The 20,927-nt window shown below is 57.5% G+C and carries 19 protein-coding genes and 1 pseudogene; 8 read left to right on the top strand and 12 right to left on the bottom strand.

All coding sequences use genetic code 11. The features are described 5' to 3' along the window. The first annotated feature begins 30 nt into the window (after nt 1-30). Nucleotides 31-1,251, top strand: a complete 1,221-nt coding sequence (locus GS620_RS08595; protein WP_171615246.1) for an adenylate/guanylate cyclase domain-containing protein — start codon at nt 31-33, stop codon at nt 1,249-1,251. A gap of 177 nt (nt 1,252-1,428) precedes the next feature. On the opposite strand, the pseudogene GS620_RS22015 reads toward GS620_RS08595, so the two are convergent. The 3 genes and pseudogenes from GS620_RS22015 to GS620_RS08580 form a co-directional block, all read right to left on the bottom strand. Continuing rightward, nucleotides 1,429-2,340 (bottom strand): annotated as a pseudogene (locus GS620_RS22015) (PhzF family phenazine biosynthesis protein). A 55-nt stretch (nt 2,341-2,395) separates the two neighbouring features. Continuing rightward, on the bottom strand, nt 2,396-3,376 hold the full coding sequence (locus tag GS620_RS08585; RefSeq protein ID WP_171615244.1) for an alpha/beta fold hydrolase: 981 nt from the start codon (nt 3,374-3,376) through the stop codon (nt 2,396-2,398). A gap of 58 nt (nt 3,377-3,434) precedes the next feature. Next, a complete protein-coding gene (locus GS620_RS08580; protein WP_171119299.1) occupies nt 3,435-4,061 on the bottom strand; it encodes a pyridoxamine 5'-phosphate oxidase family protein in 627 nt (208 codons plus the stop codon). 117 nt (nt 4,062-4,178) lie between these two features. Between GS620_RS08580 and GS620_RS08575 the strand changes: the two genes are divergently transcribed. Further along, the gene (locus tag GS620_RS08575) at nt 4,179-5,102 is read left to right on the top strand and encodes a LysR family transcriptional regulator (RefSeq protein WP_171119298.1); all 924 of its coding nucleotides are present in this window, start codon (nt 4,179-4,181) and stop codon (nt 5,100-5,102) included. 248 nt (nt 5,103-5,350) lie between these two features. Here GS620_RS08575 and GS620_RS08570 read toward each other — a convergent pair whose 3' ends face one another. The 3 genes from GS620_RS08570 to GS620_RS08560 all read right to left on the bottom strand — a co-directional run bounded on the left by GS620_RS08570 (nt 5,351) and on the right by GS620_RS08560 (nt 8,492). After that, entirely contained in the window at nt 5,351-5,998 is a 648-nt protein-coding gene (locus GS620_RS08570; RefSeq protein WP_171615242.1) for a response regulator transcription factor, read from the bottom strand. After that, on the bottom strand, nt 5,995-7,137 hold the full coding sequence (locus GS620_RS08565; RefSeq protein ID WP_171615240.1) for a sensor histidine kinase: 1,143 nt from the start codon (nt 7,135-7,137) through the stop codon (nt 5,995-5,997). The genes GS620_RS08570 and GS620_RS08565 overlap by 4 nt, the downstream gene beginning before the upstream one ends. A 509-nt stretch (nt 7,138-7,646) precedes the next feature. Next, nucleotides 7,647-8,492 (bottom strand): LysR family transcriptional regulator, encoded by an 846-nt coding sequence (locus tag GS620_RS08560; RefSeq protein WP_171330925.1) that lies wholly within the window; start codon nt 8,490-8,492, stop codon nt 7,647-7,649. Between the two features lie 86 nt (nt 8,493-8,578). On the opposite strand from GS620_RS08560, the gene GS620_RS08555 reads away from it, so the two are divergent. The 4 genes from GS620_RS08555 (at nt 8,579) to GS620_RS21840 (ending at nt 12,016) form a co-directional block, all read left to right on the top strand. Continuing rightward, nucleotides 8,579-9,046 carry a cytochrome c gene (locus GS620_RS08555; RefSeq protein ID WP_171615238.1) on the top strand — a complete coding sequence of 156 codons (468 nt, stop codon included), beginning with the start codon at nt 8,579-8,581 and terminating at the stop codon, nt 9,044-9,046. A 13-nt stretch (nt 9,047-9,059) separates the two neighbouring features. Then, nucleotides 9,060-9,968 (top strand): cytochrome c, encoded by a 909-nt coding sequence (locus GS620_RS08550; RefSeq protein WP_171615236.1) that lies wholly within the window; start codon nt 9,060-9,062, stop codon nt 9,966-9,968. Between the two features lie 164 nt (nt 9,969-10,132). Then, the gene (locus GS620_RS08545; RefSeq protein ID WP_216597848.1) at nt 10,133-11,023 is read left to right on the top strand and encodes a cation diffusion facilitator family transporter; all 891 of its coding nucleotides are present in this window, start codon (nt 10,133-10,135) and stop codon (nt 11,021-11,023) included. A gap of 156 nt (nt 11,024-11,179) precedes the next feature. Continuing rightward, nucleotides 11,180-12,016, top strand: a complete 837-nt coding sequence (locus GS620_RS21840) for a hypothetical protein (RefSeq protein ID WP_216597847.1) — start codon at nt 11,180-11,182, stop codon at nt 12,014-12,016. Between the two features lie 257 nt (nt 12,017-12,273). Here GS620_RS21840 and GS620_RS08535 read toward each other — a convergent pair whose 3' ends face one another. The 6 genes from GS620_RS08535 to GS620_RS08510 are packed head-to-tail and all read right to left on the bottom strand — an operon-like array spanning nt 12,274 to nt 19,461. Next, on the bottom strand, nt 12,274-13,215 hold the full coding sequence (locus GS620_RS08535; protein WP_171169638.1) for an ABC transporter permease: 942 nt from the start codon (nt 13,213-13,215) through the stop codon (nt 12,274-12,276). Then, on the bottom strand, nt 13,212-14,255 hold the full coding sequence (locus tag GS620_RS08530) for an ABC transporter permease (protein WP_171615234.1): 1,044 nt from the start codon (nt 14,253-14,255) through the stop codon (nt 13,212-13,214). The genes GS620_RS08535 and GS620_RS08530 overlap by 4 nt, the downstream gene beginning before the upstream one ends. Beyond that, on the bottom strand, nt 14,245-15,765 hold the full coding sequence (locus GS620_RS08525) for an ABC transporter ATP-binding protein (RefSeq protein WP_171615232.1): 1,521 nt from the start codon (nt 15,763-15,765) through the stop codon (nt 14,245-14,247). The genes GS620_RS08530 and GS620_RS08525 overlap by 11 nt, the downstream gene beginning before the upstream one ends. Further along, nucleotides 15,762-17,120, bottom strand: a complete 1,359-nt coding sequence (locus GS620_RS08520) for an amidase (protein ID WP_171615230.1) — start codon at nt 17,118-17,120, stop codon at nt 15,762-15,764. The genes GS620_RS08525 and GS620_RS08520 overlap by 4 nt, the downstream gene beginning before the upstream one ends. Before the next feature lie 16 nt (nt 17,121-17,136). Next, complete coding sequence (locus tag GS620_RS08515) at nt 17,137-18,120, bottom strand: BMP family protein (RefSeq protein WP_171615227.1); 984 nt, start codon at nt 18,118-18,120, stop codon at nt 17,137-17,139. Between the two features lie 27 nt (nt 18,121-18,147). Continuing rightward, entirely contained in the window at nt 18,148-19,461 is a 1,314-nt protein-coding gene (locus GS620_RS08510; protein ID WP_171615225.1) for an amidohydrolase family protein, read from the bottom strand. A gap of 24 nt (nt 19,462-19,485) precedes the next feature. Between GS620_RS08510 and GS620_RS08505 the strand changes: the two genes are divergently transcribed. Both GS620_RS08505 and GS620_RS08500 read left to right on the top strand, forming a co-directional pair. Further along, the gene (locus GS620_RS08505) at nt 19,486-19,842 is read left to right on the top strand and encodes a hypothetical protein (protein WP_171119286.1); all 357 of its coding nucleotides are present in this window, start codon (nt 19,486-19,488) and stop codon (nt 19,840-19,842) included. A gap of 16 nt (nt 19,843-19,858) precedes the next feature. After that, a complete protein-coding gene (locus tag GS620_RS08500; protein WP_171615325.1) occupies nt 19,859-20,878 on the top strand; it encodes an AraC family transcriptional regulator in 1,020 nt (339 codons plus the stop codon). Nucleotides 20,879-20,927 lie beyond the last annotated feature (49 nt).

Here is a 20,927-nt window from a genome sequence, read left to right as displayed (position 1 = left end):
CGATCTTATCTAAGCGATTGGTTTTAAACTATGGATGCTATTGCCCAACTGACCAATTGGATGATTGCCGAGGGGCGTCGTTCGGATGACCCGGAAAAAGTGGTGTCATATTTCTGTTCGTCTCTGATCGAGGCGGGTGTGCCGCTCTGGCGGGTCAATATCGGTCAGCGTTTCGCCAATCCGCTGCTCATCGCATGGGGGATCGTTTGGACACCGGATGGCACCGAAAGCTATGACGTAACACATGAGACCATGCTGACGGATGGGTATGTCGGCAGCTCATTCGAATACATTCTAGAACACCGGAAGCCACTTCACAAAAGTCTACGGCAATTGGATCCCAAGACCGAGCACTCATCATATCTTGATTTCGCCGAGCTGGGTGGCACCGATTACTATGCTACGCTGCTATATTACGGAGACGGATCGCTGCACGGCTGCACTTTTGTCACCCGGTCGCCAGAAGGCTTCTCGCCCCGGCATCTGAAAATGATCGAGGATGCATTGCCCGCTTTGTCCTCTGCTCTGGAACCGGTCACAATGCGCAAGTCGTCCAAAGGTCTTCTGAGAACCTATCTTGGCGATGGGCCCTCTGATGCTGTGTGGAACGGGCGGATCAAGCGAGGGGAACGCACGACCCTTGACGCAGTTGTCATGTTCTCTGACCTGCGCGGTTTCACCGCTCTTTCGGACAGGGCATCCGAAGAGGACGTTTTCGACATGCTGAGTGGATATTTTGATCTGGTCGTGCAGTCTGTCGAAGAGAATGGCGGCGACATTCTCAAGTTTATGGGAGACGGCATTCTGTCGATATTCACCGTCGCGACACAGCAAGATTTGAACGACCAATGCAAAAGGGCAGCACGGGCCGCTCAAAGCGTATTGACCGGTTTGGCCGCACTCAACCATCGCCGCGAAGAGGCTCGGAAGCCGCCGTTGGATATAGGCATCGGGATCAATGTCGGACAGGTCAGCTATGGCAATATCGGCAGTCCCGGCAGGCTGGATTTCACTGTTCTGGGTAGGGCAGTCAACCTCGCAAGCCGTATTGAGGGGTTGACGAAATCCCTGGGCCACAGAGTTCTGGCGACGTCAGCCGTTGCCGCTGCTTCGCCTGACCTGTTCTCTGCTTGTGGGTTTCACGAAGTTCGAGGGCTTGCCGGATCCATCGAGTTGTACTCTCTCGTCGAAAAGGAGCATCAAGGCAGTCCCATACCGGATCGCCACATTGATCCGGACAACATGGATTGAGAATCGCAAGCTTCTACATTGTCCTCAATGGCCGGTTTCGATTTGGGCTGCGGGCGACCGGGCCTCGCACTGCGCTGACTAAGGTCCCGTCGCAGGACCCTTGGACGAAACGTATTCGAGTTCAAGGACCTGGGCGCATCCGAAGCTGATGCTGCGGACACACCTGGCCTTTTCGTGTCACAAAGCAATCCGGGCCGAGGTCATGGCTTTTCCGTAACCACCCGCCATGAGGCCCGTGATCGCACCATTCTCGATGTCAAGTTCGACCTTTATCAGGCTCGGGCTTGCCGGGTTCATAAACACCCCTTGTTCGATTTCAAATGATCGCTGAGACGTGCCGCCGAAATCATGCAACACGCATGCAAGTGGCCCGGGTGCCATCCCCGTGGCGGCTTCTTCATCTATCGCGTATCTGGGTGCGAACATACGGGTTGTGGCGTCCCGGCTGGTGATTGAAGGGTCTTTCGTGAATACGTAATAGCCAATCAGATCCAGTTGCTCGCTGATTTGCTTGATTTTGGCCAAATCTGGTCTGATTTTGGCAAGGCCCGCCGCATCCGAAAGACCGACGAGGATGAAGCTGTTGCCGGTGTTGACCAAAACCGGAGCAAACCTCTGATCCAGGTCAGTTTTGTCGACCCCGAGAGAGCTCAGCACATCGTCGAGTTTCACGCCCTTTTAGATCCATTCCTGAGCACCCGAGTAGCGTGGGGCCAATTGTTCCATATAGGCGGCGCCGTCTTTCGTGAGTATGCGCCTGGGGCCATCAATAGTTTCCTTTGACGTATCGGGCTTGGGGATCCGGCCAAGTGCATCAAGGTGAGAGAAGGCGGCGATTGTTGCATGACCGCAATGAGCGATGCGCCGGTTCGGTGTGAAGAAATCCAGCTTGAAGCCTTCCGTCTTGGACCGCGAGACAAACGCCGTCTCGGACAATCCAACTCTTGCCGCCGCGGTTTGCATATCTTGCGCGCTCAGATCATCAGCGTCCAGAACGACGCCTGCGGGGTTTCCTCCGGTGCCGCCATCGACAAACCCGTGCACGATTTCAACCGTGACTTCCTTGGCAGTGTTTGTTTGCGTATTCATTGATCGTCTCCAAACATGAGGCCGCGCCTTTGATCGAGGCGCGGCCAGTTGCGCATCAGTTGCCGGCGGCGGTGATGCGATGCAGGAATGCGGTCATCCGTTCCGTAATTTCAGGCCCATATTCTTCCAGCGCGAAGTGTCCGGTATCAAGCAGATGAAACTCAAGATCCTTCAGGTCGCGTTGATAGGGCAGGGCGCCTTCGGCCGGAAAGATGTGATCATTCTTACCCCACATCAGCAGCGCAGGTGGTTGATGCTCACGAAACAACGCCTGCCATTTCGGGTACTCGGCGACGTTGGTGCCGTAGTCCAGGAAAAGTTCAAGTTGCACCTCCTGATTACCTTCGCGATCAAGCAGGTATTGGACGTGCCAATAGTTGTCCGGGCTGATCAGTTCCGGCCTTTGTACACCATGGGTGAACTGCCACTTGGTCGCATCCAGAGTAAGAAACCCACGAAGCTGGTCGCCATTCTCTTTCAAGGGGTCGGCCCAATAGGCTTTGATCGGGTCCCAGAATTCGCGCAGCCCTTCCTCATACGCATTGCCGTTCTGAATGACGAAGCCGGTGACCCGTTCGGGCTGTTCGGCAAACATCCGGAATCCAACCGGGGCACCGTAATCCATCAGATAGACCGCGTATTGATCGACACCTTTCCGATCCAGCAGGGAGGTCATGATTTCGGCGATATTCGCAAAGGAATACTCGAAGTCTTCGGCTTGCGGCATATCCGACGCCCCAAATCCGGGAAAATCGGGCGCGATCACGTGATAGTTCTTGGCCAGTTCAGGGATAAGGTTGCGGAACATATGTGACGAGGTCGGAAACCCATGAAGCAACAGAACGGTTGGCCTGCTCGGGTCTCCGGCCTCACGATAGGCGATATTGACCTCGCCGATTTTTTCGGCGCGGAAATTGACCGCTTGTGTGGCTTCAATGCCAGTCTCATTGGCGATTGCAGGGGCCGGAGTTAATGGCACCGCGATGGTAAGCGCGAGAAGACTGGCGCTCAGGATGGATTTCAGATTGCGCGACATGGGTATTTCCTTTCTTGGGGTTTTGGGGCGCGTCTGAACGCGCGGGGTTCAGCATCGGTCAGCGTTTATGGCCGGGCTTTTCGTTGCGCTCTGCGTTTTGAGCTTTCAGTTCCGCCAGTTCATCGCGAAGCGGCGCCATGTGCTCTTCAAACTCTTCCAGGGTCAGGCGTTGGGGGATGTGCTGCGGGCAGTTCCAGTCCATCGCTTCCAGCTTGATCACAATGGCCCGCTCCGGGCGGCCCCTGTAATTCGGGTCATGCAAACGTTGCATCAGGGCCGGATCATCCGCGCCATCAACAAGTTTCGCCCGGCCCCAGATCTTGAGGCGTCTCCGGTTGGGATAGTCCATCAGGATCAAAGAAATGCGGTCGTTGTTCAGCAAGTTACCTGCGCTCAGATATTGCCGGTTGCCGCGAAAATCCGCGTAGGCCAGCGTCCGTTCATCCAGCACTTTCAGAAAGCCTGCCGGTCCGCCGCGGAATTGAACATAAGGCCAGCCGGTTTCAGAGACGGTCGCCTGATAAAAGCCGTCCCTTTGTGCGATGAAGCTGGCTTCGACCGGGCTGATGAGGTCTTCCTGAACAGCGCCGGCCAGAAACTTTGCGTAGCCTTCAGCCGATCCGTTCTTGGCCTGTGTTGCACGTACAGAAGGCGTAAAACTGATTTCTGCAAATGGGCGTGTCATTGAATTCTCCATCTCAGCCGGGCAGAGCCCTGGGGTTGAGATGAAGCTAGTCAAAGCTTTGGTGTTGCAGAATGTCCCTATTTGGCAATATATTATTCCAAAATATGGAATAGTCGTTTGGATAGATTTCACGCACTGAGCGTTTTTGTGAAGGTGGCCGAGCTGAATGGCTTCGCTGCCGCAGCGCGCCACCTCAATATGTCACCACCAACGGTAACCCGACTGGTCTCCATGCTGGAGGACAGCTTGGGGCTTCGTCTTTTTGTGCGCACCACGCGATCAGTCATGCTGACGGACAGCGGGCGAAGGTTCTTTGAAGATGCCAGACGCATTCTGATGGATCTCGAGGAGGCAGAGCGTGCCGCTGTCGGATCCTATGCCGAACCGACCGGGGAACTCAGCGTGACCGCATCGGTGTTGTTCGGCCGTATGTTCGTCACTCCGATTCTGGGTGAATTTCTGGAACTGCATCCAAAGCTCTCTGCGCGCACTCTCTATGTGGACCGCGTGGTCAATCTGGTGGATGAGGGCCTCGACGTCGGCATCAGGATTGGAAACCTTGCAGATTCAAGCCTGATGGCGGTGAGATGTGGCGCGGTGAGGCAGGTCGTGTTTGCCGCTCCGGCATATCTCGATGCGCGCGGCGAACCAGGCACACCCGACGACCTTGCCAATCACGCCATCATAAATTCAACCGCCCTGCACGCCTCGGCCCAATGGCATTTTCAAAAAAGCGACACGGTCGTGACAAAGCGCGTGAACCCGCGCATCAGCATGAACACCAATGACGCGGTGATCGAGCTGGCCCTGCAAGGGCATGGCATCGGGCGGCTTTTATCCTATCAGGTTGCACCCTACGTTGCGGACGGGCGGCTCAGAACCGTTCTGAATTCGTATGAACCACCCGAGGTCCCCATCCATCTTGTGCATCAAGAGGGCCGCACCGTGTCTGCAAAAGTGCGCGCCTTTGTCGATTTTGCGGCCAAGCGTCTCAAATCCGACCCCTATTTGGATGGGTTCCGGCACAGGCCTGAGAGTTAGGCCAAAAGATCCGCCGAACCACGCCATCCGGTCGCGGCCAGGGTCGCCAGGGCCCTGACCGACAGATCACTTTGGGCATGCGCTTTGAGGTGGTACAGCGCGAAGCATGCCCATATACGAACATGTGCAACAAAGCTTGCCACCAACTGGATCTGCCGGCACGAAACTGAAATCTCAGATCCCGGGTGCACACGCTTTTCGAAGTGATAGGGCCCGCATTGAGCATGCAATCACGTTTGATCCGCGGCTTAGTCGGTCTTGCCCCAAGCATCGTGCGCGATCAGCGCGGCCTCGACCCGGTTTCGGGCGTGGAGCTTGGACAGGATTGCCGTCATATAGTGCTTTACGGTTTTTTCCTGAAGATCCAGTTGATCTGCGATCTCCCGATTGCTCATCCCCTTCGCCACACGTCGAAGTATTTCTTCCTCGCGATGCGTGAGATCATCCAGAACATCACTGTCTTTGGAAGCTTCTGCCTCTCTGTTGATCTGAAGCAGCACGCGCGAGGCCAACCCGGGCGACACGAATCCTTCACCTGCGGCGATGCTGCGCAATGAGGCTGTCAATTCGCTGGCTGTCACACCTTTGACGATGTAGCCGATTGCCCCTGCTTCCAAAGCATCCGCAACGTCACTGTTGTTTTCCGAGACCGTCAATATCGCGATGAATGGCGGGTTTGCCATAGCCGCGATTTTTCGCGTCGCATTTATGCCGCCCCCGGGCATCGAAAGATCGAGGATGGCGATGTCAGGTTGATGAATGCCGACAAGTGAAACTGCCTCATCCGCGCTCGAGCCGGCAGCGAGAACTTCGAAACCATCGGCTTCGTCCAATGTCCGGTGCAAACCGTCCCTGAAAATCGGGTGATCATCCGCTATTACGACAGATGTTGTCATGACGTACTCATCTTTCTGGGAAATAATGTCATTGTGACAGAGGTGCCTTTGCCAGGGCTTGACCAGACTTCGAACCTGCCACCGATACTCTCAACACGATCTCGCAAACCCAGAAGCCCCTGGCCTCCATCGTCGCGCAGTACTTTTCCGTCCGAGGGGTCAAATCCGGGCCCGTCATCGTCGACATGAATGACGACCCGATCGTCATGCGCCTTGCAAATGACGGTGCATCGAGAATTCGGAGCATACCTGGCGGCATTGGAAAGCGTTTCCTGAAGGAACCGAAAAACACACAACTTGTCGGAGACGGACAACTCGATCGTCTGGCTTCCCTGAAGTGAAACTTCTGGCCGCAGCGGGCTGTGTTCCGAGTGATCTTCTATGGCTCTTTTCACCACATCAATCAGCGCCAGATTGTCGATGTCCGGAGCGGACAAGCCCCGCGACAACGCACGAATTTCGGCCAGGGACTTCTGCAAAGACTGTTGTATTTCCTCAGCTTCCGCAGGCTTTTCTGGCCTGTCCGAGAACGCCGCCTCCAACCTGAGGGCCGCAAGGGACAGGTATTGAGCTGGGCCGTCATGAAGCTCGGAACCAAGTTTCTTCAGAAAGCGATCCGTTTGCGTGGCATATCGTTCCGACGCTTCGACCACGCGCGACCGCAGCCTGGCGTTCTGCTCTGCCATCTGCTCGCTCTCTTTCAGGCGCCGCTCCAACAGGCGCCCCTGGCGTCGAATGGTGTTGTCACCGATTGCCACGATGGAAAACAGAACGATTGTACTTGCCGTAAACGCTGATCCGACGACTAGCCAGCTTGTCCGCCGGGCTCTGGCCATATCAACTTCCAGCTGTTCCGCTTTTTCATAAAACTCTGCAACTGCAATGATATCGCCCGACCAGAGTTCTCGGATCGGGCTGTACACTTCAAGCAGCGGGATCCCAAGTGCTGCTTCTGCGGCGCTTTCGGCATGGTCGAGATCTTCGAACGAACCCGAAATCTCTCCACTCCAGGCTCGGCTCAGATCGTCAGTCGGATCGAAACGGCTTCCAATGATGGTCGGATCCGACGCGTGCGCGATCACGCCGCCTTGCTTCCAAAACTTGAAGGACACAATGCGGTCACGCAGTGGCTGGGTCATGAATATTTCGTCCAGTGCCCGCCTTGCTTGATCGGAAAGACGATCCCCGTATGCAAGTTCCTGGCTGAGAGGGGATACGATGCTCTCCATATATAGCGCCGCGGAGTTGGCGGAGTTTTGGACAACTGCATTCTCGATCCGATTTGACACCCACACGCCAACTATCGCGGTGGCCGTTCCCATCACGACAATGCAGGCCGCAAGAAAAACTCGCGACAATGACCAATTGCGAACTGACAGATCGGAAATCTCGGGTCTCATTTCGTGTTCAACTATGAACGACAATCCCTGACCGCGCCACCGACCTTGGTCTGAACTCATCAGTGTTCGGTTTCAGAATTTGGATCATGTCGACCCCTTGATCGCGCAATCGCGCAGGCGGCGGACAGAAGGCACGCGTGGCCTTGCAGGAGGTACACGGAGTTCGCTCAAAACTCCGTCCAGACGACCAGCGCATCGGCCCAAAGCCGTCCTCGGAGGAGCCACACCTACGGGCGAGTATTTTTTTGTCACCCCGGCAGAGCAATGGACAGGCGTTCAACCAAAGCTCTTTGCACAATGGCAAATCTGGGAGTGCGCGCTATCTCGTCCAGAGTCGCCACCCAGAGCGGAACATCTATTCCGGGATCAATTTCTGACGACCGATGAAGCCGAGGATCCGCGTTCCCGATAAACGAGGGCAGAAACGCTTTGCCCGCCCCGGAGGCCGCCATTTGCTGAAGCACCAAAAAGCTGTCTGCTCCGTTGGTCATTTCATCGGCGCTGACATGTTCGGCCAACCATTTGGCGGGAAGCGAGCGGCTCAACGCCCCATCAAGCCTCATCCATTTTCGGTTTGGGGAACCGTCGTCAAAAACGCCGAATGACAGGGTTCCTGCACGTTCGCTGACAAGCCCTTCCTCAAGTTTGATCGAGGGTCGCACGGCGATGTCCGCGGTCAACCTTGACAGATCATGATGGCTGTTGCCGCTTAACAAAGTCAGTTCCAAGTCGGGGTAGAGCCGCGATATCTCAGTCAGAATTTGAGGCAAAACAAGCTGACAAAGGCTGTCCGTGGACGCAATGCGGACCTGACCCGCAGGGGACCGGTTTGCCCCCACTATTGCCCGCTCTACGGAAAGTACGGCCTCTTCAACGCTTTCCATCGCCGAAAGAATGGCTCTGGCCTCGGGCAGGGCGGTGTACCCTGACGGGTGTTTTTGAAAGATCACGCATCCAAAACGGTCTTCAAGCGCGGCGACTCTGCGCAGCACCGTTGCATGAGTGACACCCAGCGCCCCGGCCGCCGCATTCAGTGATCCGTGTTTCCTTACGGCCAGCGCGTATCGAAGATCATCCCAGTTTTGGTTGTGCATAAATTAACAAGGAACGACGAATAACAAACAATTACAAGAAAAATTGTTCAGGTTAATATCCGACGCATTGAACAGGGAGACGCACAATGATCAAGAAAATCCCGGCCGTTGCTACAGGTTTGTTGTCGGTAGCCATCATTGGATCAGCCATCGCCCATGAAAGCGAAAATCCTGCGGTGAAGGCTCGGACCTCAATCATGCAGCTCTATGCCTTCAATCTTGGCACATTGGGCGGCATGGCCAAGGGAGAGGTTGAATATGATGCCGAGGCAGCAACACGGGCCGCGAACAACCTGGTTGTGCTGACGCAGATCGATCAATCCGCGATGTGGCCTGCCGGATCCGACAATGCGTCCGACCCGTCCACCCGAGCCTTGCCAGCCATCTGGGAGAACTTCCCGGATGTAATTGCAAAAGGTCAGGCCATGGCTGAAGCCGCCGTTGCGATGCAGGCGGCGGCAGGCCAGGATGTCGATGCCCTGAAGGCGGCGATGGGTGATCTGGGCGGATCGTGCTCGGCCTGTCACAAAGCTTACAGGGCGCCGAAAGACTAAAGGAGCGCTAGCCATGCGGCGTTTGTTCATTTTCGCCGCAGGTATCGCTGTACTGGTCGGGCTGGTCGGTTTGGTGCTGACTCGTCCGAAAACAGTTGACCAGACACAACTGAACGGGGTTGTTCCGGATCTCAGTCGAGGTGAGACAGTGTTTTACGCGGCTGGATGCGCGTCCTGTCATTCTGCTCCGAACGCAACGGATGAGGAAAAGCTGGTGCTCGCTGGCGGCCGTCGGTTTGCGTCGGATTTCGGCACGTTCATAGCCCCGAACATATCCAGTGATCCGGTTACCGGCATCGGATCGTGGTCCGCATTGGATCTGGCCAATGCTCTGCTTCACGGGACCGGGCCCGAAGGACAGCATTATTTCCCCGCATTCCCCTATACATCCTACGCCAACATGTCAGCCGAGGACGTTGTTTCGCTGCATGCCTTCCTCGGCACTCTGCCGGCGGTTCCAACCCAAAGCGCAGCGCACGAGGTTGGCTTTCCCTTCAATATTCGACGCGGGCTGGGCGGGTGGAAGCTGTTGTATCTGAAACCGGGCTGGGTTGTGCAAGGCGATCTGACTGACCAGCAAATTCAAGGCCGATACCTGGTAGAGGTGTTGGGACATTGCGCAGAATGTCACACGCCGCGTAACGGGTTAGGAGGCCTGAAACACGATCTCTGGCTGACAGGTGCACCAAACCCCAGCGGAAAGGGACGCATCCCCGGGCTGACTTCTGCCCAACTGGATTGGTCCGAGGCTGATATTGCCGAATATCTGAAATCCGGCTTCACGCCGGACTATGACAGCGCGGGTGGTGAGATGGTGGAAGTCATCAAAAACACATCCCGCCTTACGGATGACGACCGTCTGGCGATTGCGGCCTATCTCAAGGCCGTGCCCGCGTCACCGACAGGCTCGCCGTCAGAGTAACCCTTTTTGGCGCCATGCGGCCGATGCCAGATGTCCTTGCCAGCCGTCAGCACGAAGCCGCAAGGCCTATTCCCTTTTCGCCAAACTCCTGTTTTACGTTCTGGGCACCGGAACGCAGCACACGCCCGCGTTTCTGTTTAGGATTGATTGAGGGTCGTGGCCAAATGACACAAAAAATCGCTCTTTGGTCCATTCCGATATCCCTGGCGGTACTGGCCCTGAAGCTGCTGGCCTGGTGGCTGACAGGTTCGGTGGCGTTGTTGTCGGACGCGATGGAATCCACCGTCAATGTCGCGGCGGCCCTGCTGGCTTATTTCGCGGTTCGGGTTGCAAACAAGCCCCCTGATGAAAACCACCCCTTTGGTCACAAGAAAGCTGAGTATCTTTCCGCTGTTGTCGAAGGCGCATTGATTGTGTTGGCGGCGTTCTTGATCATCAGAGAGGCCGTGCTGGCACTTCCCAATCCGCATCTTGAGGATGCGCCTTTTCTTGGAATCGCCGTCAATGTCATTGCAACGGGCGTGAATGGCGCATGGGCCTACTTATTGCTCAGAATCGGCAGGCGCGAGGGTTCACCTGCATTGGAGGCAAGCTCGCGGCATATTTTTACAGATGTCATGACGTCAGCGGGTGTCATCGCGGGACTCATGCTTGCACTTGTCACCGGCTGGCTGATCCTTGACCCGATCCTTGCAATTCTGGTCGCGCTGAACATCCTGTGGGAAGGATGGAAAGTCATTCGAGCGTCCGTTGACGGCCTGATGGATGTGAGCCTTTCCGACCATGACCTGCAAGTTGTTTCCGACACCATTGAAAACAATCTTGGCGCTGCGCTGGAGTATCACGACCTCAAGGGACGCAGATCCGCAAATATCATCTTCGTCGAGTTTCACCTCGTTGTGGACGGCGCGATGTCGGTCAGCGCGGCGCATGACATCTGCAACGAAGTCGAACACGCATTGGAACGCATTTATCCTGGTTCTGTCTTTGTCATTCATCTCGAACCCGATGATGAGTTGAAGGGCAACGGAGCAAAACCGAGCCAAATCTCCTAAACCACGCGGTGCAATCGATTACGACGGAAGTCGTGGTTTTGGCCGGGACGTTCGGCCTGCAATTCGTCAGACCTAAGCCCGATGTCGGGAAGCAACGCCCCGGGTAATCTGTCACCGACACCATGAGATTGGTCGAACAGAACTGGAGGCGAAAAAATGAAACTTCAAGGAAAACTGGGCCAGCTTCTCAGCACCGCAGCACTGGCTTCGTTGATTGCCGCGACGCCTTACGCGCCGAAGTTTGACGCGGAAGGGCGCTTGCACCTTGAACCAGCCTATGCCTTTGCCAAAAGCGGCAGCGGAAAAGACGGGGATGGCGGCGATGATGATCGGGGGGATGATCGTGGCGGCGAACGGGACGACAACTCGGGGTCGGGCAACAGTGGTCGCGGGGGTGATCGCGACGACGACAGGGACGATGACCGCGACGACGACAGGGACGATGATCGCGACGACAATTCCGGATCCGGCAAAGGTGGTCGCGACGATGATGACGATGATGACGACGACGATGATGATGACTCGAAGCGGTCGAACCGAGGCAGCGGCAAAAAGGATCAATCCCGGTCAGGAGGCGGGTCATCGCGCACTGCCGGCGTAACCAAGGTTGAGACGAACGCCAACGGCATCGAAGTGCGTTATGCCGATGGAACCAAAGAAGAAATCGAAAACGGTCGGTATGAAAGAAAGAATGCTCAGAACCGCACTGTGGAAGAACGGCTGGCGACAGGCGCCGATGTCTCAAGGCTCCGGTCATTGGCAGATGGTATCTCCATCGACAACGTGCGCGCGTCCGGCCAAGGAGGTTCTGCGGGAAGCCGCCCGACGAAGGTTGAACGTCAGGGCAACAATATCGAAGTGAACTATGCCAATGGCTGGAAAGAAGAGATCGAGTTTGGCCGTTACGAATTGAAGGACCCGTTCAACCGGACCGTTGTCGAGAGAAATGCAACCGCCGCTGACCGCCGGAGATTGCAGGCGGCAGCCAACTAGGCAACAATAACAGGTCGAAAGACAAAAGGCGGCTCCTCATCGTCAGAGGCCGCCTTTTCCTATCGTCATTGCCGCCGGTTATTGGCGTACTGCATTGCGATCAAGGGCTTCTTGCCCAAAGTGCTGACGCAAGATCCCGCCTAATACGACAGGCACGGGTATAAATGTCGCAACCCGCCATGACCCGAAGTTTCATGTATGTCCTGCCCCTTTCGCGCTTGCAACAACAACCCATCCACTGGTTGTGAACCCTGATCCTAGCGTTCACCGCGCCGATAGGGTGCCATCAGCGCAGCAGGCACCTCGGCCCTGCGGGCGACGAGAACGAGCGCGACGATGGAAAGCACATAGGGCGCCATCAGGAAGAGTTGATATGGCACGCCTTCAATCGCCGTTTGCAGCCGCAATTGGTATGCATCGAAAAAGGCAAACAACACGGCGCCAATCAACGCCTTGCCGGGCCGCCAGCTTGCGAACACAACCAGCGCGATGCAGATCCAGCCGCGTCCTTGAACCATGCCCGGAAAAAAACTGTTGAACGCCGTTGTCGTCAGGAACGCGCCACCCACTGCCATCAACGCCGATCCGAGAACCACTGCACCAACGCGAATACGGATGGGGTTCAGCCCCTGCGCCTCGACCGCGTGCGGGTTTTCACCTGTCATGCGAATGGCCAGCCCCAACGGTGTCCGGGCAAGGACGTAAGCCATCACAGCCACCGCAAACAGCGCCAGATAGGTCGGCAGGGCCTGGGAAAACAGGATCGGACCCAGAATGGGGATGTCGGAAACACCCGGAACATCGAGAGGCTGGAAAGGTTCTATCGTCGGGGGCAGATCGCCCACTTCAACAAGCAACCGGTAAAGGTAGTAAGCCAACGCGGACGCAAACAGCGTAATGCCAAGCCCCGATACATGTTGCGACAAACCAAGCGGGACCGTCAGCATGGCGTGCAGCAATCCCATCACCGCGCCGCAAAGCGCGGCAATCATCAGGCCCACCAGCAAAGGTGCGCCCATGTAGACGGCAAGCCAACCGCTCATCGCGCCCATGGTCATGATCCCCTCGATCCCCAGATTGAGAACACCCGAACGTTCACAGAGCAACGCGCCGAGGACTCCGAAAATAAGCGGCGTTGCAATGCGCAGCACGGACGCCCAGAGGCTGGTATTCAGCAGCAGATCAATTGCATCACTCATCGGCGCACCCGGTAAGTTGTGAAAAGAAGGGCCACGATCATGGTGAGCAGGCAGAGCGCCACGATCACATCGGCAATGAAGCTGGGAACGCCGGTTGCGCGGCTCATGGCGTCGGCCCCGACAAAGACGGTGGCAACGAAAACCGCGGCTGCGACCACGCCCGCCGGATGCAATGCGGCCAGCATTGCGACGACGATGCCGGCATATCCGAATCCGGGGCTCATGGTCGTGGTGACCCCGGCTGTGACGCCCATGACTTCGACGGAACCTGCCAGACCTGCCAAAGCGCCTGAAAGCAGGGCCACACCCATGATCGTTTTGGGAAGGGAAATTCCGGCAAAGGCGGCGGCACCGGCGTTCAAGCCTGCGGCGCGTGTTTCAGCCCCAAAAACCGTGCGGGCCAGGATCAGCCAAACAACACCTGCTGCCGCGATGGCAAAAACCAACCCGATATGAAGGCGCGTGCGGGGAATAAGATCCGGCAGGCGGTACTCTCCGCCCACGGGCACTGAGGAAGGCCAACCAAAGGCCATCGGGTCGCGCATCGGACCCTCGATCATGAGGCCGACGAAAAGGATCACAATGAAGTTGAGCAGCAGGGTCGTCACCACCTCATCCACCCCGAAACGCAGGCGCAAATAAGCGGGGCCCGCCAACAGGGCCGCACCCGCCGCCATGCCCGCCAGCATCAAAATCGGTATACCGATCCACCCGGGAACCCCGAGAGAATGCCCGATCCAGGCGGTAATCAGTGCGCCGACAAAGAACTGCCCCTCGCCGCCGATGTTCCAAAGACGCGCCCGAAAGGCGACGGCCGCGGCCAGCCCGGTAAATATCAGCGGCGTGGCTCGGGTCAGCATCTCGGTGATCGAAAGGCGTGACCCAAGGGCGCCGGTCAGCATTTCACCATAGGCAGTCAACGGGTTCACACCTGCCGCTGCGATTAAACCCGCAGCCAATAACAACGCGGTAAAGATCGCGGCCAGCGGCGCAATGACCACAAGGTACAGCGGTACATATGTGCGTCGTTCAAGCCGCATCATCATCTTCCTTCCAGACACCTGCCATCATCAGGCCAAGACGTTGCGGGTCAGCCTCATCAGCGGATATCGGTTTCGACAATCGACCCTTTACGATGGCCTGAATCCGGTCTGAAAGAGCTACGGCTTCTTCAAGTTCTTCTGAAATAAGCAGGATCGCAGCACCCTCGGCCCGTGCGGCCAAAAGCTCGGCATGAACTGCGGCAATTGCCCCTTCATCAAGGCCCCGCGTCGGCTGGTTGGCGAGCACGAAACGCGGTCCGTTGGTCAGGACCCGCCCCAGGATCAATTTTTGCATGTTGCCGCCAGACAGCAGCCGTGTGCGCGTGTCGGGACTGGCCCCTCGGATATCAAACCGTTCGATAAGCCCTGCGGTGTATTCTCGGGCGGCGCGTTGTCGGACAAAGCCTCGGCGCGAAAACTCCGGTGTGCGCAGACGTTCAAGAACTGCATTTTCCCACAGGCTCAATTCACCCACGACACCTTCTGCATGGCGGTCTTCCGGTACCCTGCCGGCGCCAGCCTGGATCATGCCACGCGGGCCCAGATGGCCGATATCCTTGTTCAGCAGTGTCAACTGCCCGGCGTTAGGGTGGATCAGTCCAGACAACAGCCCGCCAAGCGAGGCCTGACCATTGCCTGATACGCCGACGATACTAAGGATCTCGCCTGCATGGACGGTGAATGATACGTCATCCAGCCGCAATTCACCGTCTTCTTTCACGCGCACATCGTTTGCGACCAGAACCGGCGCGCCAATCTCGTGGTCTTGACGAACGGGTCGTTCCACTTTGCGGCCAACCATCAGTTCCGCCAACTCTCCGTGGGTGGTTTCCGAAGTCCTGCGTTCCGCGACCAACCTACCGCCACGAAGAACGGCCACACGGTCAGAGGCCGCCATGACCTCATGCAGTTTGTGACTGATGAAGATAAGCGACAGACCCTCTTTCGTCATGTCGCGCAGCGTCTCAAACAAGCGCATTGCCTCGGGCCGGGCCAGAACGGCCGTGGGTTCATCCAGGATCAGTATGCGCGCGTCTCGGTACAGCGCTTTCAGAATTTCGACGCGTTGACGTTCACCCACGGAAAGGGACTTGATCTTGTCGTCGGGGTTCACGGGCAGACCAAACCGATCCGCGATCTTCAACAACTTTGCGCGCGCCTCGCCACGTGCGGACCGTGCGCGTGTAAGGGGTTCTGAACCAAGCATGACGTTTTCAAGAACCGTGAGGTTGCCCGCAAGCGTAAAGTGCTGGTGTACCATGCCCACACCCACCTCGATCGCTGCGCGGGGCAGACCCGGAGGCAACGCTTTGCCAAACACCCTAACCGAGCCTTCGTCTGCTGCGTAGTGGCCGAACAGGATGTTCATCAGCGTCGTTTTGCCTGCGCCATTTTCACCCAACAATGCAAGGATTTCACCCTGGGCCAATGACAGGGTCACATCATCATTGGCGGTAAGCGTTCCAAAACGCTTTGTTATGCCGTGAAGTTCCAGAACCTTGTTCATGTGGGCAGGCCTGCGATTGGAGACGGAAAGGTAAGTTCGGGCGCACGCGCCTCGATCAGAGCACCAAGTTTCTGCAGCCCAACATCCGAGCCGGGTGGTCCCATCAGTTGCACACCGATTGGCAGGCCATTTGCCATGCCAAAAGGCAATGCCAAAGCCGGCAAGCCTGCAACATTGGCAAGCGCTGCGTTTGGGGCGAAGGCCTCCAGCCGCGCCATGTGTTCATCCGCGGAGGCGCCAGAAAGGTCCAAAGTGCCGATAACGGGCGGCGCAGACGATAGGACCGGCATCAGGACAGCATCCACAGAACTGAAAATCTTGCGAGCACGATATGTCAGGCGCGCAAGCTGTCTTGAGGTCGCAAAAAGCGCGGTGGCAGATGTGGCACGGCCCTCGGCAGCCATGGCGGCGGCAAGCGGTGGAACCTGATCATCAGATATCCTGAGTGCAATGAGCCACTCGGCCAGCGAAACAGCCAGTATCGTGCGGGCAATTGCATGAGCCTCGGCCCCCATCTCGTCCGGGGTACAAATGTCATACACCTCGCAGCCTGCATCGCGCAGAGCGTCAGCCGCGTCCTTGGCGGCTTTGCACTGGTCAGTTCCGCAACGCTCGGGCAGTGCCAATGCAATGCGGGGGCGGTCCGCCGGATATACCGGGGCCATGGGCTGGGCTACGGCTTGAAAGGCGGTTTCCACATCGCGAACGGACCGTGCCAGAACCAGTTCTGACGCTATCCCCAACAGGTGATTGGTAAAATCAGGGCCTCCGGGCATCGCACCACGTGACGGCTTGAGCCCGGTCAAGCCGCAGCACGCGGCAGGTACTCTGATGGATCCGGCCGCGTCCGTGGCATGAGCAATGGCGACGATGCCGCCTGCAACCGCAGCCGCGGCGCCGCCAGATGAGCCACCGGGCGTCAACGCGGGATTCCACGGATTGCGGGCCGCAACCATGCCATCTGGTTCACATGTCAGGGAAAGGCCGAATGGCGGTGTTGCCGACACGCCAAAAGGGATCAGGCCGGTCTGGCGCAATTCATGCAGCAGGCAGCTGTCAGTTTCGGGTTTTAGCCCTTGCGCGCGGATTGCCGCAGACCCGGCAGCAGCGGGCAGCCCTTTGGCGGAACCGCCGAGGTCTTTGACCAGGAACGGAACCCCGTGAAAGGGCCCGCGCTGGTCCGATGGCGCTGCATCTGCCGCCCTCGCGCCGGCGCGGGCCATATCTTCGTCCAGAAACACCACGGCGCCCAGATCCGCCTGCGCGTGGCAGGCGGAAAGGCTTGCTTCCATCGCATCGGTGGCAGTGATCTGCCCCGCAGAAACGGCAGCAGCAAGAGCCGTGGCATCGGTCACGTCAAAGCCGCCGGGATCAGGAGGGCTCGCTTTCGTCGATCGGAACGTCCCATTCGCCGGATTGGATCGCGGCCTGTTTGGCCTCCATCGCAGGGATGGCGCCGGCAGGCACTTCGTCGGCGACATAGATCAGCTCATTGCCGCCATGAGCCATGAAGGAATATTCGGTATAATTGCGCCCGGTGGGATTGCCGGCCTGAACATCCGCCACGATGGCTTCGATGGTTGGCCCATAGTTCCATATCGCGTTGGCAAAGACCGTGCCGGGATAGCGCGGCGTATAATCTATCAGTGAACCGATGGCCTTCACGCCGCGCGCCTGAGCGGCGTCTGCGGTGCCTATGCGTTCACCAAACAGGATGTCCGCGCCCGCGTCGATCTGGGCAATCGCGGCTTCCTGCGCGCGAGCCGGATCAAACCATGCTCCGATGAAACCGTTAAGGAAAGTGGCGTCAGGGTTCACTTCACTGACGCCCATCCGGAAAGCATTGATCAGGAGGTTCACCTCGGGGATCGGATAACCGCCGACGGAACCAAAAACATTGCTTTCCGACATTTGGCCGGCAAGCATTCCGGCCAAATAGGCCGCCTCGTGGTTGCGGGTGCCGAAGACTCCGAAATTGTCGCCCTCCGGTCCGCCGGAGGACCCCATCAAAAACGCGGTATCGGGGTAGTCACCAGCCACTTCGCGTGCTTCGCGTTCCACCGCGTAAGACTCGCCCCAAATGATTTGCGCGCCGCCTTCGGCGTATTCGCGCATCGCACGGGGATAGTCGGTCGGAGCCACACCCTCTGAAAACTCATATTCGATCAGACCAGCCTCGGCGGCTTCCTGCATCGCCACGTGGATCCGGCTGTTCCATGCATTTTCGACCGGAGACATATGCACGCCAGCGACGCGGATCGCAGATTGTGCATTGGCGCGGCGGATATAAGCCGGCAGGGCCAGCGTGGCCGCGGCGCCGACCATCAGTTGACGACGTGTAGTTGTGAGTTTCATCGGAGTATCCTCTTCTGTTGGTGGCAATTATTTTTGTTCGTGGTCTTCCTGAATATTGGGCCTGGGCGCGTAATCCGCGGGATCCAGGGTCGAGGGGCGGCCGGGCAGGGAAAGCGCGGCCAGTCTTGGTTCGCTGCGCGCCAGCACCTTGCCGTTTTTGATGACGGCAAGACGTGTGGCTTTCATGCGAACAGCTTCAATCTGGTCACGCGCTTGCAGCACAACCATGTTGGCTGGGCCGCCTTTGCGAATTGTCGGGTCAGTCAGACCCATGGTCTTGGCACCGTTCTGGGTAACGGATGTGAAAGCCCATTCCATCGCTTCGCGGGATGTCATCGGCACCGCATGCACGCCCATATGGGCCACTTCCAGCATGTCGGCGGACCCAAGAGAATACCATGGATCCATGGTGCAATCCTGCCCGAAGGAAACGTTCACACCTGCTGCACGCAATTCTGGTACGCGTGTCAGGCCACGGCGGCGCGGATAAGTGTCCGAGCGGCCTTGCAGCGTGATATTGATAAGCGGGTTCGGTACGACGTTCATGCCGCTTTCCGCGATCAGCGGAACAAGCTTCGAGGCATAGTAATTGTCGTATGAATGCATCGCGGTGACGTGGCTTGCAGTCACACGACCCCCGAGCCCAAGGCGCGTGGTCTCATAGGCGAGGGTTTCCACATGGCGCGACATCGGATCGTCGCTTTCATCACAGTGCAGGTCCAGCATCAGGTCGCGATCTGCGGCAATCTCGGCCAGCCTGGTGACCGATCGGGCGCCTTCCGACATCGTGCGTTCAAAATGCGGGATGCCGCCCACCACATCGACCCCCATATCGAGCGCCTGGATCAGATTTTTCTCTGCATTTTCTGCGCGGTACAGTCCATCTTGCGGGAATGCCACCAATTGCAGGTCAATATAGGGGGCAACCAGCTTGCGCACTTCCAGCAAAGCTTCGACGCCCACCAACGGAGTTGACGAAACATCCACATGCGAACGGATGGCCAGCAATCCCTGCGACACTGCCAGATCGCAATATCGCATGGCCCGCTCGATCACCGCTTCGGGCGTCAGAAGGGGCTTCAGTTCTCCCCAAAGCGCGATGCCCTCCAAAAGCGTGCCCGAAACATTCATACGTGGCGACCCGAGGCTCAGCGTGGCGTCCATATGGAAGTGCGGGTCGACGAACGGAGGTGAAACCAGGCGGCCCGTTGCATCGATTTCTTCGCGCGCCTCACCCATGATGTCAGCGGCAATTTCCGCAACACGGTCGCCCTTGATCGCAATATCCAACGGTTCGCGGCCATCCGGCAAGCTGGCCTTTCTGATGATGATGTCAAACATTCATCCGCCCCCTAATTTGACCACATGGTAAAAGTATTCAAAAAAATTGCTATTTATTTTTACGGTGTTCTGGAATTGGTGCCTGTTTCAGCCTCTCAGCTGCTCATTATCAAAGCCCAACTGATTAAATTTTGGCCGTCTACTGCCCGGGATTTGGGGCACTGGCGGCCCGAGCCAAAAGAGTGCCCAGTTCATCCGCAAGATTGCTTGCTGACGCAAACAAAAGCTCTGGCCCGCCGGCGCACAGCGATATTCGATGACCGGTGCGGCGAACAGGGGCGCCAGCCCACTGAAATAAGCTCAACCAGAGCGTTGTGTGGTGAAGACATTGACAATCCGCCATCTGCACGCGCCGTGTTTCATCTCGACCGGAATTGGTGATACCTCCTTGCACGTCATGACCAATGTCGCACCAACGATCCTTTCCACGGTTTCCAGCCAGTTTATCGATGACTGGCTGACGGCATTGCGCACGCTATGCCCCGAGGCGCAGATGGCATCGCTTCTCGGCCGGTCGGGTTTGGTCGCGGATACGCGTCTCCCTCATGGCCGCGTCACGCTGGATCAAATCGTATGTCTCTATCAACTTGCCGCAGTTGAGACCGGTGATGAGATGATGGGGCTTTGGAGCCGCCCGATCCGGCCGAGAGCTCTGCAACATCTTTTGACGACAGTCCGGGAAGCCACGTCTCTTTCATCGGCACTTTACCGCTTTTCGACCTTCTGGAACTTGTTGCTGGATGACTACCAGTTTGCTCTGGATGACGCCGACAACATGTTGGTGCTTACGCTGAAGCCACGGGGCGCGGCCCAGGTTCAGCGGTTCGGGCACATGCTGATACTCAAACTTGCCCACGGGCTCATGTCTTGGCTGGCGGGGCACGAAGTTCCGGTCAAGGCTGTCGATTTCGTGTTTGAGCGCCCCGACTTTGATCAGGACTACGCGGTCATCTTTCCAGCACCACTACGGTTCGGCCGAGGTGCCACCGCGATTTCGTTCGATCCGAATGCGCTGGGTCCAGTGCAGGCGCGCAGCACAAATGACCTTGACAGGTTTTTGCACAACGCGCCCCGAGACTGGATCTTCACCAGTTCGCGAGAGCACACCCAATCGCTGCGGGTGCGCACCTATCTGGTCCAATCGGGATGGGACGCGGCAACCCTGACCCAGACGGCATCCGCGATGCACATGACCCCCCGCACCCTGATCCGCAGGCTGCATGCGGATGGTACATCGTTTCAGGCCATCAAGGATGCCCTGCGGCGCGATATCGCTATCCGTGATCTTCAGGCGGGGCGCAAAAGCGTTGAAGCCATCGCACATGAAGTCGGATTTTCGTCGGCGGCCAATTTCCACCGGGCCTTTCAGCGCTGGACCGGAAGCACCCCCAGCTCATACCGCAGGGTGCAAATGTAGGGTGCCCGATTTGTCACTTTTGGACAATGATCTGTCATTGCACGAGATG

This window comes from Ruegeria sp. HKCCD6428, assembly GCF_013110595.1.
Lineage (GTDB): Bacteria > Pseudomonadota > Alphaproteobacteria > Rhodobacterales > Rhodobacteraceae > Ruegeria.
The sequence above is the reverse complement of the archived record's forward strand: the minus strand, read 5'-3'. Positions and strand labels throughout refer to the sequence as shown.

Excerpts from the sequence above, each read along its gene's own strand:
- GS620_RS08570 (WP_171615242.1), bottom strand. The coding sequence starts at position 5,998 with ATGACAACATCTGTCGTAATAGCGGATGATCACCCGATTTTCAGGGAC.
- GS620_RS21840 (WP_216597847.1), top strand. The coding sequence starts at position 11,180 with ATGAAACTTCAAGGAAAACTGGGCCAGCTTCTCAGCACCGCAGCACTG.
- GS620_RS08555 (WP_171615238.1), top strand. The coding sequence starts at position 8,579 with ATGATCAAGAAAATCCCGGCCGTTGCTACAGGTTTGTTGTCGGTAGCC.
- GS620_RS08530 (WP_171615234.1), bottom strand. The coding sequence starts at position 14,255 with ATGCGGCTTGAACGACGCACATATGTACCGCTGTACCTTGTGGTCATT.
- GS620_RS08550 (WP_171615236.1), top strand. The coding sequence starts at position 9,060 with ATGCGGCGTTTGTTCATTTTCGCCGCAGGTATCGCTGTACTGGTCGGG.
- GS620_RS08545 (WP_216597848.1), top strand. The coding sequence starts at position 10,133 with ATGACACAAAAAATCGCTCTTTGGTCCATTCCGATATCCCTGGCGGTA.
- GS620_RS08515 (WP_171615227.1), bottom strand. The coding sequence starts at position 18,120 with ATGAAACTCACAACTACACGTCGTCAACTGATGGTCGGCGCCGCGGCC.
- GS620_RS08510 (WP_171615225.1), bottom strand. The coding sequence starts at position 19,461 with ATGTTTGACATCATCATCAGAAAGGCCAGCTTGCCGGATGGCCGCGAA.
- GS620_RS08595 (WP_171615246.1), top strand. The coding sequence starts at position 31 with ATGGATGCTATTGCCCAACTGACCAATTGGATGATTGCCGAGGGGCGT.
- GS620_RS08525 (WP_171615232.1), bottom strand. The coding sequence starts at position 15,765 with ATGAACAAGGTTCTGGAACTTCACGGCATAACAAAGCGTTTTGGAACG.
- GS620_RS08585 (WP_171615244.1), bottom strand. The coding sequence starts at position 3,376 with ATGTCGCGCAATCTGAAATCCATCCTGAGCGCCAGTCTTCTCGCGCTT.
- GS620_RS08505 (WP_171119286.1), top strand. The coding sequence starts at position 19,486 with ATGGTAAAAGTATTCAAAAAAATTGCTATTTATTTTTACGGTGTTCTG.
- GS620_RS08565 (WP_171615240.1), bottom strand. The coding sequence starts at position 7,137 with ATGACCCAGCCACTGCGTGACCGCATTGTGTCCTTCAAGTTTTGGAAG.
- GS620_RS08560 (WP_171330925.1), bottom strand. The coding sequence starts at position 8,492 with ATGCACAACCAAAACTGGGATGATCTTCGATACGCGCTGGCCGTAAGG.
- GS620_RS08535 (WP_171169638.1), bottom strand. The coding sequence starts at position 13,215 with ATGAGTGATGCAATTGATCTGCTGCTGAATACCAGCCTCTGGGCGTCC.
- GS620_RS08500 (WP_171615325.1), top strand. The coding sequence starts at position 19,859 with ATGACCAATGTCGCACCAACGATCCTTTCCACGGTTTCCAGCCAGTTT.
- GS620_RS08580 (WP_171119299.1), bottom strand. The coding sequence starts at position 4,061 with ATGACACGCCCATTTGCAGAAATCAGTTTTACGCCTTCTGTACGTGCA.